Consider the following 17,076-nt stretch of genomic DNA (forward strand, 5'->3'; position numbering starts at 1 on the left):
GGTGCCGCCGAGCACACAGGGCTCGGCGGCACCTTGGGTTCGGGTCAGTTCAATTGTTCCAGACCTGGAACTCCGAGATCTGTCCCGCCGGCCAACCGGTGTTCGCCGTGATGTTCACCCGGAAGTACCGCTGGGTGCTCGCGGGGAAAGTGATGGTGACCGTGTTGCTGGTGGCGGGGTCGAAGGTGTACGTGGCCGACGCCTTGACGGTGGAGAAGGTGGTGCCGTCGGTGCTGCCCAGCAGGGACAGCGTCTGGTCGCGGGCACCCCAGCCGACGGGCAGCTTGAGGACCACGCGGGACGCGCTCTGCTGGGAGCCGAGGTCCACCTGCACCCACTGCGGGAAGGCGTTGTTGGCGCTCTCCCAGTAGGTGGACTGGTTGCCGTCCGTCACGCTGGACGACGCGTAGGTCTGGGTGTGGCTGGACTCGCCGGTGGCCTTGCCGGCGGCGAGATCGGTGCTGACGGTGCCGGAGCCGTTGCCGCTGGTGAACACCTCGAAGTCCGACAACTGGGCCGCGTTCCAACCGGTGTTCGCGGTGATGTTCGCCCGCACGTAGCGCGCCGTGGTGGCGTTGAAGGTGATGCTCACCGTGTTGGTGTTGGTGTTGGGATCGAAGGTGTATCCGGCCGATCCCACGATGGTCGAGAACGTGGAGCCGTCCGTGGAACCCAGCAGTGACAGGGTCTGCGTGCGGGCCCCCCATGCCGTCGACGGCGGCAGCTTGAGGACGACCTTGCCGATGCTGTAGCTCTGGCCGAGGTCGACCTGGGCCCACTGCGGGAACGAGCCGTTGGTGCCCTCCCAGTAGCTGGACGGGTCGGAGTCGGTGAGGTTCGAGGCGACGTACGGGCTGTTGCTCGAACTCGCCGACGCCGGCCGGCCGGCCGCCACGTTGGTACTGCTGTCGATGCCGCTGCCGGAGAGGGCCACCGTGAGTGGGTTGTTGTTCGCGTTGCTGGACACGGTGAGGGTGCCGGTGCGGGATCCGGGGGCGGTGGGCTTGAAGGCGACGCTCACCGTGCAGGACGCACCGACGGCGATGGTGGAGCAGTCGTTGGTCTGGCTGAAGTCGCCCGTCGCCGCGACGCTGGATACGGTCGCCGTGGTGGTGCCGGTGTTGGTCATTGTCACCGTCTTCGCGGAGGCGGTGGAGCCGACGACCGTGTCGGAGAACGACAGGCTCGTCGGACTGGCGTTCAGCGCGGGTCCGGCGGCGGTGCCGGTGCCGGAGAGGCTGACGGTGTTGGTGGTGCCGCCCGCGTTGACGGTCAGCGTTCCGGTGCGGTTGCCGGTCGCCGTCGGCGTGAAGGTGACGCTGACGGTGCACGAGCCGTTCGCCGGGATGGAGCTGCCGCAGGTGTTGGTCTGGGCGAAGTCGCCGCTGGTGGAGATGGAGGAGACGGAGGCGGACGAACCGGTCGGGTTGGAGACCGTCACGGTCTGCGCCGCGCTGGTCGTACCGTCGGCCTGCGAGCCGAAGCTCAGCGCGCTCGGGGAGGCGGTGACCGTGCTGGCCGGATAGGGCGGGTAGACCGGGGTGGGCCACCCGCCGCAGTACGTGGTGCCGCCGATGCCCGAGTTGCCGCCGCCGTCGGTCACCGTGAAGTTGCCACCCTCGCAGCTGTAGACGGGTGCGGGCCCGTTGACGCCGGTCGCGGTGACGTTGGTGAAGCTCGCCGAGCCGCCGGTCTGCTCCTGAAGGGCGAAGGTGCCGGTCCCGGCGATGGTCACGTTGTTGAGGTGGACACCGCTGACGGTGCCCTCGACCCACTGGATCGCCTCATAGGGGCTCTGCTGGATCAGCGCGTTGGTCACGTTGACCGGGCCGTTGATGGCCCCCTGACTGCCGTCGAACCACAGAGAGCCGACCCCGAACTGCCAGTTGGGGTCGAGGCTTCCGTTGCGGATCAGCGTGTTGTCGGAGATGGTCGTGGTGCCGACCGGGGTGGAGCTGAAGCGCTGCCCGACGTGGATGCCGCCACCCTGAGTGATGCCGGTGTCCTGCACCAGGTTGCCGCTCACGGTGTTGTCGTGCCCACCGTAGATCGCGATGCCGTTGGCGAGCATCTGCAGCTGCACCGTGTTGTCGGAGATGGTGTCGTTGGCGTCCGCGCCGATGCCGGCGTCCGCCCAGGTCGCGATGCCGTCGTCGCCCGTGTTGCGGATGTCGCTCCCCGTGACCTTGGAGTTGGTCACGCCGCCGTGGAAGTTGATGCCATCGGCGGTGGTGTCGCGGATCCGCATGCCGCTGAAGGTCAGGCCGTCCATCGGCCCGTCCATCCAGGCGCCGACCTTCTCGTGCTCGATCCACACGCTGGACACGGTGGAGTTGCTCATCGCGCCGCCGATGCCGTTCACCTGCGCGCCGTCGTTGCGGTCCTGGACGTCACCGGAGATCGCGAAGTTCTCCAGGTGCACGCCGGTGCTCGGCGACGGCGCGGAGTTGCCGTAGAAGCCCGGCGCCGACCCGGTGACCGTCGAGTACCACATGCCGGCGCCCGTGATCGTCACGTTGTTCACCGCGATGTGGCCCGGGATCTTGTACGTGCCGGGCGGCATCCACACGGTGCCACCGGCGCCCGCGGCGCTGATCGCCGAGTTGAAGGCGCTGGTCGAGTCGTTGACTCCGGTCGCGTCCGCGCCCTTGCTGGTCACCGACACCGAGCCGGCCGGCTGCGTCAGCGGGGCACCGACCTGCTCGAAGTCGGCGAAGTCGATGGTGTAGGACGTTGCGGTGTCCTCGGGGTCCACCTGCAGCGTGAAGGTGGTCCCGGCCGGATAGGTCTGCGTGAAGAGGCGATGGGCCTCGTCGAAGAAGTGGTGCGGGTTGCTGCCCGGGCTGTTGGTGAAGGGGTAGCTGCCGTAGAACCAGCTGTATGCGTTGGTCAGGGTGAAGTTGCTCTGCTTGGTGCCATTGACGTACAGGGACAGCGGCGCGTTGTAGACCGACCCGTTCGAGCTGTCCGGGATGCTGTACCGGAAGTTGATCGAGTTCGTGGCCACCGGCGTGGTGAAGGTGACGTACTTGCCCGCCCCCTGCAGCGTCACGGCCTTGCGGTAGGAGGCTTCGTCGGCCAGCTGGCCCTGCGTGTAGCTGGGACCGATGACGCTGCCGTTGGTGGCGGCGTTCTCCGCCTGGACCTCAACATAGGGCAGGGCGGCACCGCTGCCGCCGGTGGCGGCGGCCCATGCCGGGGGCGCCGCCAGGAGGACGCTCGTTGCGACCAGCAGTGCGCCGGTGCCGCCCAGGGCGACCGCGCGTCTGAGTGTGCGTAGGGACTGGAACAAGGGTTGCTCCTTGGGGCCGAAGCCGTCGTGAGGCGTGCCGCCGTCGGGTGGGGTGCCCGAGGTCAGGTGCCCTTGGGCACGACGCAGCGCTTCGCCGGCCCTTCGTGGCCGGGCAAGGTGGAGCAGGTGCGAACAGGTGGAGCGGGAGGATCCGAGCACAGGCGGCGGCGCGTGCAGCACCGTATTGGCTCGGGCAGAGACGAGCAATATTCCGACCAGAGTTTGTTTGAAGCTTACTTTTTCTTGTAAGTTGTCGATCTCCAGCATCGTGGTCGCGTCGGCGTACGGAGAAGCCCTACCCACCTGGGGAGGGCGCGTCCGCCCCTGGCGTCGGATCGTCCCCGGGTGGAGCTTTCTCGCCTTGGCTGTCCCGATGTTCTTGCTGCAAAGACTGACGAATTTTTACGCCAGGCCGTAAGTGGATTGCGGATCATGCCCTAGGCTTGAGCCATGACACGACGACTTGCCGAGGTGGCCAGGAAAGTCGGGGTCAGCGAGGCGACGGTCAGCCGGGTACTCAACGGCAAGCCCGGTGTCTCCGAGCAGACCCGCGAGGCCGTGCTGACCGCCCTGGACGTGCTCGGCTACGAGCGCCCGACCCAGCTGCGGGGCGAGCGCTCGAGGCTGGTCGGGCTGGTCCTGCCAGAGCTGCAGAACCCCATCTTCCCCGCCTTCGCCGAGGTGGTCAGCAGTGCCCTGGCGCAGCAGGGCTTCACCCCGGTGCTGTGCACGCAGACGGCGGGCGGCGTCTCCGAAGCCGACTATGTGGAACTGCTGCTCCAGCAGCAGGTCTCGGGCGTGATCTTCTTCGGTGGCCTGTACGCCCAGGCCGAGTCCCCGCACGAGCACTACGAGCGGCTGTCCCGCCGCGGTCTGCCGACGGTGCTCATGAACGCCGCCATACCCGACCTGGACTTCCCACAGGTCAGTTGCGACGACGCGGTCGCGGTGGAACAGGGCGCCGGGCACTTGCTCTCGCTGGGCCACCGGCGGATCGGCCTGGTGCTCGGCCCGCCCGATCACATGCCGTCGCGGCGCAAGCTGGCGGCGGCTCGCACAGTACTGGAGGGGGCCGGGCTGGAGCTCGAGGAGGCGGACGTCGCACACGCGTTGTTCTCCCTGGAGGGCGGGCAGGCCGCGGCCGCGCGCCTGCTGCAGCGCGGTGTCACTGGCATCATCTGCGCCTCGGACCCGCTGGCCCTGGGGACGGTGCGCGCTGCCCGCAGGCGCCGGCTCGATGTGCCCCGGGACGTGTCGATCATCGGCTACGACGATTCCTCCTTCATGACCTGCACCGATCCGCCGCTGACCACCATCCGCCAGCCCATCGAGGCGATGGGCCGCGCCGCCGTGGAGCTGCTCGTGGGAGAGCTGGCCGGCGCCAAGGTCACCCACGACGAGCTGCTCTTCGAGCCGGAGCTCGTGGTGCGCGGATCCACCGGTCTGGCGCGAGAGAGCCCAGCCGCTGACTGAGCGCCAACTCGCAGCGCCGGCAAGGGCCGTACCCCACGAGGTGCGGCCCTTGCGGTGTTTGTGGCGAGCCCCATCACGGTTTCGCGTTGGTTTCTTGCAAAGTACCGTCGAGATATTGCGGCACGACGGGGTCGGTGCTTAAGTGAGGCACGCCACATCCCCACGCACTCCGCCCATGAAGGGGTCTTCCACCCATGCGCAGATCCGCAGCGCTGCTGATCGCCGGCGCTCTCACCCTGACCGCTGCCGCCTGTTCCAGTTCCTCCGACGGCGGTGCCAAGCCGACCAACGGCAAGGTCACGATCTCCATCGACTGCGCCCCGCCGAAAAGCCGCCCGACGCAGCGCAAGCAGTGGGCCGACGACATCGCGGCCTTCGAGAAGCTGCACCCGAACATCACGGTGAAGAGCATCGACACGTTCCCGTGCGAGACCCCTGAACTGTTCACGGCCGCGCTCAAGGGCGGCACCGAGCCCAACGTCTTCTACACCTACTTCACGGACAAGCAGCAGGTCCTGGACGCCGGCCAGGCGGCCGACATCACGAAGTACGTCACCTCCGAGAACCTGCCGGTCAAGGACGACATCATGTCCTCGGTGTGGGACACCCAGAAGTCCGGCGGGAAGATCTACGGCATTCCGCGCACCAACTACACCATGGGCGTGATCATCAACCGGAAGCTCTTCCAGAAGGCCGGGCTGAACCCCGACCAACCGCCGCAGACCTGGGCCGAGGTCGAGGCCGACGCCAAGAAGATCGCCGCCCTGGGCAAGGGCATCGCGGGCTACGGCGACTACAGCGCGGGAAACAACGGCGGCTGGCACTTCACCGCCGAGATCTACGCCCAGGGCGGCCGGATGGTGAGCGACGACGGCACCAAGGCGGCCTTCAACAACCCACAGGGCCTGGCCGTGCTGCAGAACCTGCACAAGCTCCGCTTCGACGACAACGTCATGGGCAGCACCCAGCTCTACAAGTGGGGCGACCTCCAGAAGCAGATGGCCGCGGGCAAGTTGGGGATGTACATCGCCGCCCCTGACGACATCACCTACATGGTGCAGAGCCTCGGCGCCCACTACGAGGACTTCGGCATGGGCCCGGTCCCCGGCCAGAGCGCACCCGGCGTCGGCACCCTCACCGGCGGCGACGACTACATGTTCAACGTCAAGGACACCCCCGAGCAGATCAAGGCCGGGATCCAGCTGCTCAGCTACCTCTGGCTGACGGAGGGCCAGGGCCAGCAGTACAACTACCCCCGCTCCAAGTCCTCCGGCCAGGCGGTCGGCCTGCCCCAGCCGCAGCTGTTCCAGGGTGCCACCGCCACCAAGGACGCCCAGCTCAAGGCCGCCAACGCCACCATGTCGGTACAGGCCTTCGAGCCCTTCGTGAAGGCCAACGTCCCCGGCGTCACCGAGCCCGGCAACGCCCAGGCCATCTACAAGATCCTCGACACGGCAATGGCGTCCACGCTGACGAACCCCCATGCCGACCTGCAGAAGTTGCTGGACACCGCTGAGCAGCAGGTCAACCAGGTCCTCGCCAACGCCCAGTAGTCGCAAGGGCCGCCAGGCCCCGGGACGGGCAGCCTCCCAAGGAGATCGACGATGGCGGTCGCGACCGCATCCTCCGGAACCGACGCGCCGCCCGCCAGGGCGGCCGACCGGGCCGGGGCACTGCGCAGATCCGTACAGCGCAACCTCACCGCACACGGCTTCCTGATCGGCGCGGTGCTCTGCTTCGCCTGCTTCCAGTGGTATCCCATGGTCCGCGAAGTGATCATGAGCTTCCAGAAGGCGAAGGCGGGCAGGACCACCTGGGTCGGCCTGCACAACCTCGACCAGATCGTGCACGACCCCAGCTTCTGGCCGGCCTGGCGGAACACCGCCGAATTCACCGGCCTGGCCCTGCTGTTCGGCTTCGCGCTGCCGTTCGTCACGGCCGTGGTGATGAACGAACTGCGGCACGCGCGCGGCTACCTGAGAATCCTGGTGTACCTGCCGGTGATGCTTCCGCCGGTGTCCTCACTGCTGCTCTTCAAGTACCTGTACAACCCCGAGTACGGGCCGATCAACCGGTCACTGCAGCTGCTGCACCTGCCCACCTCCGGCTGGCTGCAATCCCCGGACATGGCGATGCTCGCCGTCGTCATCGCCTCCACCTGGATGAACATGGGCAGCGCCACGCTGATCTACCTGGCGGCGCTGCAGAACATACCCGGTGAGCTCTACGAGGCCGCCGAACTGGACGGAGCCGGACTGCTGCGGCGCGTCTGGCACGTGACGATCCCACAGACCCGGCTCGTTCTCTCGCTGATGCTGATGCTTCAGATCGTCGCCACCATGCAGGTCTTCGTCGAGCCCTTCATCCTCACCAACGGCGGCCAAGGGGTGGAGGGTTCGACCACCACCGTCGTCTACCTGATCTACCAGTACGCCTTCAACTTCTCCAACTACGGCGCCGCCTGCGCCCTCGGGCTGCTCCTGCTGCTGGTGCTCGCCGGGTTCTCGGTGATCTACGTGCGACTCAACCGGAGGCTGGAGTCATGAGCGACACCCGCACCCTGGTCAATCCGGCCCAGCTGAACCGCACGCTCTACCGCGCGACGCTGATCCTGGTCGTCGCCGCCTTCACGCTGGCCTTCCTCGGCCCCCTCTACCTGCTGGTGACGGGCGGGCTCAAGGACACCACCGAGTCCATCCAGACCCCACCCACCTTCTACCCGCACCACATCGAGGCCTCCAACTACAGCGACGCGTGGACTCGCCTCAACATCGCCCACCTGCTGCTCAACACGCTCTGGTACGCCTTCGGTGCACTCGCCTTCCAGCTCGTCCTGGACGTCGCCGCGGCCTACTCGCTGTCCAAACTACGGCCGGCGCTGGGCAACGCGATCCTCGGCCTGATGCTGGCCACCCTCATGATCCCAGCCATGGTGCTGGTCGTCCCGCAGTACCTGACCGTGCTGGACCTGCCGCTGATCCACCAGAACCTGCTCAACTCCCCCTGGGCGATCTGGCTCCCGTCGGTGGCCAACGCCTTCAACATCTACCTGCTGAAGCGCTTCTTCGACTCCGTGCCCCGGGAACTCCTCGATTCCGCCGCCATCGACGGCGCCGGACCGCTGCGCACGCTCCTCTCCATCGTGCTGCCCATGTCCCGGCCGATCATCGGCGTGGTGTCCATCTTCGCCCTGGTCAACGTGTGGAAGGACTTCCTCTGGCCGCTGCTGGCCGAGCCCGACCCGACCAGGCAGACGCTCAACGCCGGTATCTACTCCCTCTCCCTGGGCGTGCCGGAGAACGTGCTGATCGCCGCCTCGGCCATCTCCGCCGTGCCGACGGTGGTCTTCTTCCTGATCTTCCAACGCAACATCATGTCCGGGCTCACCGCCGGCAGCCTCAAGGGCTGACACCATCTCCCGAGGAGACTTCTACCGTGCACCAACCCCACGAGTGGTGGCGTGGCGCCGCGATCTACCAGATCTACGTGCGCAGCTTCGCCGACACGGACGGCGACGGGGTGGGCGACCTGGCGGGCGTCCGGTCCCGGCTGCCGTATCTCGCCGAACTCGGTGTCGACGCGCTCTGGTTCACCCCCTGGTACGCCTCACCGATGGCCGACGGCGGCTACGACGTGGCCGACTACCGGGCCATCCATCCGGCCTTCGGCAGCCTGGGAGAGGCCGAGAAGCTGATCTCCGAGGCACTCGCGTCGGGTATCCGCACCATCGTCGACATCGTCCCCAACCACGTTTCCGACCGGCACCGCTGGTTCCAGGACGCGCTCGCCGCAGGCCCCGGCTCGCCGGAGCGCGATCGGTTCTGGTTCCGTGAGGGCCGAGGCGAGCGGGGCGAACTTCCTCCCAACAACTGGATGTCGCAGTTCGGTGGCAGCGCCTGGACCCGCGTCCCGGACGGCCAGTGGTACCTGCACCGCTTCGCCTCCGCCCAGCCCGACCTGAACTGGCAGCACCCCGAGGTGCGCCGGGAGCACGAGGAGGTGCTGCGCTTCTGGTTCGACCGGGGCGCGGCCGGGGTCCGCATCGACTCCGCTGCCGAGGTCATCAAGGACCCGGCGCTTCCCGACCTGGTGGACGGCGCGGACCCACATCCCTACCTGGACCGCGACGAGATCCACGACGTGTACCGGGACTGGCGCAAGGTCGCCGAGTCCTACACCCCGCCGCGCGCCCTGATCGGCGAGGTCTGGCTGCCCGACCCCGAGCGCTTCGCCCGCTACCTGCGCCCGGACGAACTCCACACCGCCTTCAATTTCGGCTTTCTCACCTGCCCTTGGGACGCCGCGCGGCTGCGCGAGGCGATCGCGACCACACTGGCCGTACACACGCCCGTCGGCGCGCCCGCCACCTGGGTGCTGGCCAACCACGACGTGACCCGGACCGTCACCCGCTACGGCCGTGCCGACACCGGCTTCGACTTCGCGGCCAAGGCCCACGGCACCCCCACCGACCTCGCACTGGGCACGCGGCGCGCCCGGGCGGCAGCGCTGCTGAGCCTGGCCCTGCCCGGCTCCGTCTACCTCTACCAGGGCGAGGAGCTCGGCCTGCCCGAGGTCGAGGACCTGCCGCACTCGGCCATCGAGGACCCGATGTTCCACCGCACCGGGGGAGCCGACCCCGGCCGGGACGGCTGCCGCGTGCCGCTGCCGTGGAGCGGCGACGCCCCGCCGTTCGGCTTCGGCCCCGAGGGCACTCGGCCCTGGCTGCCCCAGCCTCGCCACTGGTCGGCGATGACGGCGGAGCAGCAGGTGGCGGACCGGGGCAGCATGCTGAGCCTGTACCGCACGGCGCTGCGCCTGCGCCGGAGAGAGACCGCCCTCGGCGACGGGCAGATGACCTGGCTTCCCAGCGGCCCCCAGGTCCTCTCCTTCACCCGCGACCCCGGCTTCGGCTGCGTCGTCAACCTGGGCTCGGAGCCGGCACCACTGCCACCGCACCGGCAGGTCCTGCTGAGCAGCGCACCGCTGACGGACGGGCAGTTGCCCACCGATACCGCGGTCTGGCTGCGCCTGCCCTGACCCAGACGCAGCCCTGATCGCACACAGGGCCGCGCCGCCCCTGGGGGGAGCGGCGCGGCCCGCCCCTCCCCACACCTCGCGCGAGGGCCCATCGCCCTCCACCACAGAATCGAGGCGCAGTGAACCGCACAAGCAGATGTGCCGGCCCGCGGCGAAGAGCCGCCGCAGCCCTGGCGGTCGTGACAGCGACGGTAGGCCTCACCGCCGTACCGGCCGGCGTTGTCGCGGCGGCACCGGCTGGTGCCGCCGGGGAGACCCAGGCCACGCCGGTGACCCGCGCCGGGCTCGACCCCACCCTGGTCGCCGGTCGCGGAGCCGACCTCGGCTTCCTGGAGCAGGAGGCGGAGCACGCCCCGACCGACGGCACCGTCATCGGGCCGGGTCGCACCGCGTACACGCTCGCCGCCGAGGCTTCAGGCCGCAGTGCGGTCAGTCTCGCGCCTGGCCAGTACGTCGAGTTCACGCTGCCGCGTGCCGCCAACGCCATCACTGTGCGCTACAGCGTCCCGGACGCCCCGACCGGCGGCGGGATCACCGCCCCGCTCGACGTCAGCGTGAACGGACGCCACCGCAGCACCATGACGCTGACCTCGCAGTACGCCTGGCTGTACAACCAGTATCCGTTCACCAATGACCCCACCGCCGACCTGCTGCACCCCGACTGGTGGATCACCGAGTGCGGCTGCGTCCCAGGCGCCACCACCCCGGCCCCGGTCATTCCCAAGCCGTTCCGGCCGAACCACTTCTACGACGAGCAGCGGCTGCTGCTCGGCCGTACCTATCCGGCCGGTGCACACATCCGGCTGCGCGCGCCGGAGCGCAGCGAGGCCGCGACCACCGTGATCGACCTGATGGACTCCCAACTCGTCGCTCCACCGAAGGCGGACCCGTCCGCGGCCAACGTGCTGGCCTTCGGAGCGGACCCCAGCGGACGGCGCGACTCCGCCGACGCGATCGACAAGGCCATCGCCTTCGCCGGACGGGCACACCTGAAGGTGTACATCCCTCCGGGGACGTACCAGGTCAACCGTCACATCATCGTCGACGACATCACGATCGAGGGTGCCGGCAGCTGGTACACGATCATCAAGGGCCACCAGGTCACCCTCGCGGCACCGGCCCCGGACGGCTCGGTTCACACCGGCGTCGGCTTCTACGGCAGGGACGCTTCGGCGGGCGGCAGCCACCACGTGCACCTGTCGGGCTTCGCCGTCGAGGGCGACGTGCGCGAACGGATCGACACCGATCAGGTGAACGGCATCGGCGGAGCACTGAGCGACTCGACCATCGAAGGGCTCTACATCCACCACACCAAGGTGGGCATGTGGTTCGACGGGCCCATGAGCAACCTGCGGATCACCGGCAACCAGATCGCGGACCAGATCGCCGACGGCATCAACTTCCACGCCGGGGTGACCGACTCCCTCGTCTCCGGCAACTTCATCCGGAACACCGGCGACGACGGGCTGGCCATGTGGTCGGAGAAGACGGAGGACGCGGGCGACGTCTTCGACCACAACACCGTGCAGACCCCGGTGCTGGCCAACGGCATCGCGGTATACGGCGGAACGGACAACACCGTCTCCGGCAACCTCGTCGCGGACCCTGTCCGGGAGGGCAGCGCTGTCCAGGTCGGCTCCCGTTTCGGCGCTGAAGCCTTCACCGGCCACCTGTGGATCACCGACAACACCACCGTGCGTGCCGGTACCTACGAGCTCAACTGGAACATCGGGCTCGGGGCGATCTGGCTCTACGCCCTGGAGAAAGACATCAGCGCGGACGTCGAGGTGGTGGGCGACTCCTTCCTCGACAACACCTACAACGCGGTGATGTTCGTCGCCGACTGGCCGGTCAAGGACAAGTACTCGATCACCAACGTGCACTTCAAGGACATCAGAGTCGACGGTACGGGCACGTCCGTGGTGAGCGCCCGCGCCGCGGGGTCGGCGAGTTTCGAAGACGTGAAGGCCCGCAACGTCGGTGCGGTCAGCGTCAACAACTGCGGGTCCTTCCACTTCACCCCTGCCGGTTCGGAGTTCTCCGTCTCCGACCGCGGCGGCAACGGGTCCTGGCTCGCGCCGTGGGAACTCCCCAACACCATCACCTGCGACGACCGGCCTGCGGTGGTGCCCCCACCCGCACCGAGCCCCTGGCCGTAGGAGTCCAGAGGATCCCGTGCGACGGTCACCTCCCCGGGCCTCCAGGCTCCGGGGCCGGGCGGCCGGCTGCGAGGCCCTGGACCGCCTGGACGACCTGGGACCGCTGCCCGGCGACGTCACCGTGCACCTGGACGCCGGCTGACGTACCCACGCCCGGCAGAATGCCTTCCACCGGCTCGCCCGCTGCTGCGAGCCCCGCGCCGCCGTCGTCGACGCCTTCTTCGACCTCGCCGACGCGATCACCACCGTGCGCAGTCTGATCCGGCAGGCATGGACGACGTACCGCCGGGGAGCCCCGGAGAAATGAGGCGGCCTCGGCAGCCGATTCTTGGCGTACGCCCGGCAGCGGTCTCAGAGGTGGAGCCGCCCTTGCGCCGTCACCACCGTATCGTCAGCCGTCAACTCGCCCCTCGGACACCAACCACCAACCATCTCCCCACGGTCTCGCTGAGATCGTGGGGACTGCTTGTTGCGCCGGTCGTTCGGATCGGGGGCGATCTCGGCCCGCACGGTCTGCTGGCCGGCGGTGTAGGTGAGCTGGAGTCCGAGTCGGAGGTAGATCTCGGCCTTGTCCTCGGGTTCGTCCTGGCGGATGACCGCCGCAAGGTCACTGATGGAGTGGACGAGACGGGTGATCTCGTCCCGTGTCATGCGGGAGCTGGTGTCATGGGTGGCGGAACGGAGATCTGCTTCGGCGCGGGCGCGTCGAGCCTGCGTTTCGGCGATCCACTGAGAGACCACAGCCTGCCTGGCGGTCCGTCAGCCGCTCTGCGAACTGCATCACCGCCACCAGCGCGAGCATCTCCGGCGACAGCCCCGGACCGCCGCGGGCCGGGAACGTCGCCGCGAAGTCCGCGTTCTGGAACAGCACACCCAACTCGTCGCGGACCCGCATCGCCAGGCAGCTCTTGGGAAACTCCGCCAGGGCCACCCGCGCGGTCGTCTCGGGGGCCTCGGGAACGGGGACAGGATGCAGCGACACCGCCGATCCTCCTCACTTCCCCGCGAACAGGCCGATCCCGAGACCATCCCAAGCCAAGAACCCGCAGGTCAGCCGTCTCCCAAGAATCGTGCGACAGAGTCCCGCAGTGCTGACGCGAGCACCCCTGGCCGGGCGGGGCGGAGGCGCTGGGTGCAGGATGGGCCTTGTCTTCACCGCGGTTGTCGCGGTCCTGTCTGCTACTCCTTGGCGACAGGTGAAGTGCGGGTGGGTTTGCCCAGTGCCCAGAAGAGCGCGCCGAGGAGCATGAACCCGACGAGCGGGATGGCCTCCGTCAGCAGGTACTTCCAGCGCTCGCCGTAACTCCAGCCGCTCGGCGCATAGCCGGAGCCGAACCAGTGGTCGCCGAGGCCGGGGGCGACCAACTGCACGCTGGCGAAAAGGATGAGCAGGGTGAGCACCAAGCTGATGGTGCGGGGGAAGGGTGCCTTGTAGGGGCGGGGGATGTCTGGGGCCTTGCGACGCAGCACAGGGAGCGCCGGGAAGATACCCAGGTAGCTGATGAGGGTGGTGGAGACGGCGAGGCCGAGGACGGCGCCGAAGAGCTTGCCGGCGCTGCCGTTGGTCAGCTCGTGGGCCAGGACCAGGACGACGGTGGAGACCACCCCGCTGAGGATGTTGACCCGTACGGGGGTGCCGAACCGGCTGGAGATGACGCCGAGGAAGCGGGGCGCGGCACCGTCATAGCCGGAGACGGCGAGGGCGCGGTCGGAGCCCATGACCCAAGTGACGCCGGAGGACAGCACCGTGAGGATGAACATGATGGCGGCGAGGTCCCCGAGCAGGCTGCCGGTTCCGCTGAGCGTGGCGGTGCCGTCGGCGGCGACGTGGCCGCCGTACACAGTGAAGACCTGCCGGATCGCGTCGAGGAATCCGCCGAGGCCGGTGACGGCCTTGATGGGCAGGACGAGCAGGATGCCGAGGATCGGCAGCGCGTACAGGAGAACGGCGAGGACGGCGCTGCGGAAGATGGCGAAGGGCACGTCCCTCTGGGCGTCGGTCATCTCGTCGCCCGCGGTGTTGGGCAGCTCGAAACCGACGTAGTTGAACATCAGGACGGGCACCAGCCCGACGAATCCCGCGTAGGTCGGGGAGAAGTCGCTGATCCCGAATCCGTGCATTCCGTGCTGGATGCCGTACACCACGACGGTGACGGTGAACAGGCCGAGGAGGATGAAACGGCTCCAGGCGCCGATGGTGGGAATCCACTTGCCGACGTCGAAGGAGAGGATCGCGGCGAGCACGCCCACCCAGACGAACACGAGGGTGAAGGCGTAGAAGGCCGGGGTGCTCAGGTCCTTCCCGTCGTTGAAGAAGGTGGTGTAGGCCGTGACGGCGGAGACGGAGAGGGTGCCGCCGAGCCACACAGGGTTGGTGATCCAGTACAGGAAGTTGTTGACGGCACCGGCGAGTCGCCCGAAGGCCCGGCTGGTCCAGATGTAGGGACCGCCCTCGTCGGGGAAGGCGGCCCCGAGTTCGGCGGTCAGCAGCGCGGAGGGCACGAAGAACACGAGGGCCAGCACGATGAGCCAGGTGAACGCCTCGGCACCGTGCGAGGCCACGGTCCCGATGGTGTCCACCCCGACGATGGTGCAGAGGAGGAAGAAAAGGATGTCGAAGCGGCCGAAGTGCTTGCGCAGCTTCTGTCGTTCCGCCTGGGCAGTTGCCGACGCGTCGGCAGGCTCGGAGGTTATTTGATCAGCGGCCACCGGGAGCTCCTGCGTGCTCGTGGTAAGGGGTGAGATCCGGCCAATGATCCGCGCCGCCGCAAAAGCCCACAAGCGTTCATGTACAAGTCTTGACCATCACTCCGCCGCTCAAGTGCCCCGGAAACGTCACCGAAACATGGGAAGAGAGCCGGCCCGGAGCTTCGTGTGCTTGTCCACCCATCGAAGATCGATCTGTACCGCTCGGCCCTTCGCTTTCTGTCGAGCCTGTCGCACGTCCAACGCCTTGAGCGCGGCACCCGGGGCGTCGGCTCACTGACGGACTGGCAGGCTCTGCCGGTCTTGGTGCATCTGCGGGGCGGTCACACCTCCGCGCGGCCGGCTGCCGGTTCGGATGGCGTCGAAAACCGGGCGTGGCCGACATCCCGCGTCACTCGAGGGCGTCATGCGGCTCGGGGAGGGCAGCGATGAACACGTACCCAGCCCTGGGGGACACCACCGCCGGCGTGGTGCGGTGTTGGGCAAGCTGTACTCCCGATGTCTCCGCGCAGGCCCGTGTCGCCTTGCACTGCGCCCCGGACCAACTCGGCTACGGCGACGAGGTGATCAGCGACGCGCTTTTGGCTGTCTCGGAAGTGGTGGTGTGCCGATACGGCGCAGCCGAATCGCGTACGCCCCGCCGTGTGCTCGATGGTGTTGGCAATGGGGTAACCCATATTTCACCTAGCCGTTTTTTGTGTGGCGCTCATTGGGCGTAGGCTCGAGCGAAGTTCTGGAACCGATCGATCTGTGTGGCTTTGTTTGCGCACACTTATCGCGAAGGCCGAGGCCATAGGCCGTGTCAGGAAATCTGTTGTCTTCTTCGGTCTCGAAGGGGAATTCCGATTCCTGCCCGCCGGTCGCGGCGGGTCCCAGTGATTCCGACGGTGGCAGGGCTCTCGGCAACGGCGCGTTGCTGGCATGCGTCGGCTGCGTTTGCCTCACGATCCTTCTGGGCCTGCTGGGACCGTCCTCCGTCGAGCCACTGTTCGGGCCTGCCGGGCACCTTCCGCCGTGGTTCTGGAACGCTCGCCCGCCGGATCTTCTCATCTGGGGGCTCGTCGCCGTGGTGCTGCTGCTCGGCACTGCCGCTGTGATCGCCGGGCTCGCAGCGATACGCCGCGGATGGTCACCCCGCCCCCGGCAGTTGCTCACTGTCGGCACGCTCGCCGTCGCCGGCCTGGTATGCGTGCCGCCCATGGGGACCACGGATCCGCTCAACTATGCCGCGTACGGCCGGATGGCCGCCCTCGGGCTCAACCCGTACCGGGTGACGCCTTTCGGGCTGGCCCAGGATGGTGACCCTGTCGGGCGACTGTCGATAGCGGAACCGTGGCTGCACACCCCGTCGGTCTACGGGCCTCTGGTCACCGCGACCGAATGGACGGCATCGCTGGTCGGCGGCACCTCGATGCTGCGCACCGTGTGGATACTGTCCCTGCTCAGCGGTGCCGCGTTCGTCGCCACCGGGGCGCTCCTGCTGCGTCTGGCCGGAGCGGATCCGCACCGGCAGGCGCGCTCGCAACTGCTGTGGACGCTCAACCCGGTGCTGCTGTGGAACCTGGTGGTGGGACCCCACGTCGATGTGCTCGGTGCATTCTGCGTGGTCGCCGCCTTCTGGGCGCTGCGTCGTTCCGGTCTCGCCGTCGGCCTCGCGCTCGCGGCGGCGACCGCGGTCAAGCTCACACTGGGGATCTTCGCGCTGCCCTTCGCATGGAGCATGTGGCACGACCGACGCCGCCTGGTCGCCGCCGCGTCGGCCGGTGTACTGGCGCTGGCGCTCGGTTACGGCTTCGTGCCGCGGGCCATCCACAATGCCGCGGCCGTCAGCAGCAGCAACCAGTCCGTGGTCGGGTCCCCGTGGCCGCTGCTGCAGCGGAGACTGCTGACACCGGTGTTCGGTTCCGCAGCGAAGCACCTCGTGCCGGTTGTCGAGATCATGATGGTCCTCGGGATCGCCGCTCTGCTGCTGGCAGCGCTGCCGCCGGTCGAGAACGGCGCCATCGTCCAGGTGACGGCCCGTCCGGCCCTGGCCCTTGTCGGCGGTTACCTGCTCGGCACCGCCTACGTCCGGCCGTGGTATGACGCCGTCGCGTGGCTACTCGTGGCAATGCTGCCCCGCTCCTGGTTCGACCTCGTGCTGATCGCGCACACCACCTGCATGACGCTGCCGTTCGACCCCGGTCTGCCTTACCCCCTGCACCCGGACTGGCTCAACGGCGTTGTCCGCCAGACCGGCTACCGTGCCATGCCCTATCTGCAGGCGCTGCTGTTCATCGCCGTCGTCGGCATCTGCCTGTGGCGGATCCGGCACAGGCATGCCGGGACCACAGCCGCTCCTCCGCGGCCCGCGTAGGGCGCCCGCTCCTGCACCGCCGGCGATTCGCCAGATTCCGGCCGCCGACAGCG

The 17,076-nt window shown here is 68.3% G+C and carries 11 protein-coding genes and 1 pseudogene; 8 read left to right on the top strand and 4 right to left on the bottom strand.

Annotation, left to right across the window (positions count from 1 at the left end; genetic code table 11):
• Positions 1–49: 49 nt before the first annotated feature.
• Complete coding sequence (locus tag ABT186_RS31130; protein WP_351927889.1) at positions 50–3,292, bottom strand: discoidin domain-containing protein; 3,243 nt, start codon at positions 3,290–3,292, stop codon at positions 50–52.
• A gap of 450 nt (positions 3,293–3,742) precedes the next feature.
• Here ABT186_RS31130 and ABT186_RS31135 point away from each other — a divergent pair, with 450 nt between their 5' ends.
• From ABT186_RS31135 to ABT186_RS31165, 7 genes and pseudogenes are all read left to right on the top strand, one after another.
• Positions 3,743–4,765: a LacI family DNA-binding transcriptional regulator gene (locus ABT186_RS31135; protein ID WP_351234296.1), complete on the top strand. Its 1,023-nt coding sequence runs from the start codon at positions 3,743–3,745 to the stop codon at positions 4,763–4,765.
• Positions 4,766–4,959: 194 nt separating this feature from the next.
• Positions 4,960–6,318, top strand: coding sequence for an extracellular solute-binding protein (locus ABT186_RS31140; RefSeq protein WP_351927891.1), 1,359 nt, complete (start codon positions 4,960–4,962; stop codon positions 6,316–6,318).
• A 51-nt stretch (positions 6,319–6,369) separates the two neighbouring features.
• On the top strand, positions 6,370–7,311 hold the full coding sequence (locus tag ABT186_RS31145; protein WP_351234300.1) for a carbohydrate ABC transporter permease: 942 nt from the start codon (positions 6,370–6,372) through the stop codon (positions 7,309–7,311).
• On the top strand, positions 7,308–8,174 hold the full coding sequence (locus ABT186_RS31150) for a carbohydrate ABC transporter permease (RefSeq protein ID WP_351927893.1): 867 nt from the start codon (positions 7,308–7,310) through the stop codon (positions 8,172–8,174). Before ABT186_RS31145 ends, ABT186_RS31150 begins: the two co-directional genes overlap by 4 nt.
• A gap of 26 nt (positions 8,175–8,200) precedes the next feature.
• Positions 8,201–9,802: a glycoside hydrolase family 13 protein gene (locus tag ABT186_RS31155; RefSeq protein ID WP_351927895.1), complete on the top strand. Its 1,602-nt coding sequence runs from the start codon at positions 8,201–8,203 to the stop codon at positions 9,800–9,802.
• A gap of 179 nt (positions 9,803–9,981) precedes the next feature.
• Positions 9,982–11,961, top strand: a complete 1,980-nt coding sequence (locus ABT186_RS31160) for a glycosyl hydrolase family 28-related protein (RefSeq protein ID WP_351927897.1) — start codon at positions 9,982–9,984, stop codon at positions 11,959–11,961.
• A gap of 76 nt (positions 11,962–12,037) precedes the next feature.
• Positions 12,038–12,268, top strand: a pseudogene (locus tag ABT186_RS31165) (IS5/IS1182 family transposase); the annotation flags it as partial.
• Positions 12,269–12,312: 44 nt separating this feature from the next.
• Here the strand turns inward: ABT186_RS31165 and ABT186_RS31170 are convergent.
• The 3 genes from ABT186_RS31170 to ABT186_RS31180 all read right to left on the bottom strand — a co-directional run bounded on the left by ABT186_RS31170 (position 12,313) and on the right by ABT186_RS31180 (position 14,670).
• Complete coding sequence (locus ABT186_RS31170; protein ID WP_351927899.1) at positions 12,313–12,612, bottom strand: hypothetical protein; 300 nt, start codon at positions 12,610–12,612, stop codon at positions 12,313–12,315.
• 13 nt (positions 12,613–12,625) lie between these two features.
• On the bottom strand, positions 12,626–12,943 hold the full coding sequence (locus tag ABT186_RS31175) for a hypothetical protein (protein ID WP_351237539.1): 318 nt from the start codon (positions 12,941–12,943) through the stop codon (positions 12,626–12,628).
• Between the two features lie 197 nt (positions 12,944–13,140).
• On the bottom strand, positions 13,141–14,670 hold the full coding sequence (locus ABT186_RS31180; protein ID WP_351237533.1) for an APC family permease: 1,530 nt from the start codon (positions 14,668–14,670) through the stop codon (positions 13,141–13,143).
• Between the two features lie 811 nt (positions 14,671–15,481).
• Between ABT186_RS31180 and ABT186_RS31185 the strand changes: the two genes are divergently transcribed.
• On the top strand, positions 15,482–17,023 hold the full coding sequence (locus ABT186_RS31185) for an MptA/MptB family glycosyltransferase (protein ID WP_351927901.1): 1,542 nt from the start codon (positions 15,482–15,484) through the stop codon (positions 17,021–17,023).
• Positions 17,024–17,076: the final 53 nt, after the last annotated feature.

The organism is Streptomyces sp. NPDC001634, assembly GCF_040298185.1.
Taxonomy (GTDB): Bacteria; Actinomycetota; Actinomycetes; order Streptomycetales; family Streptomycetaceae; genus Streptomyces.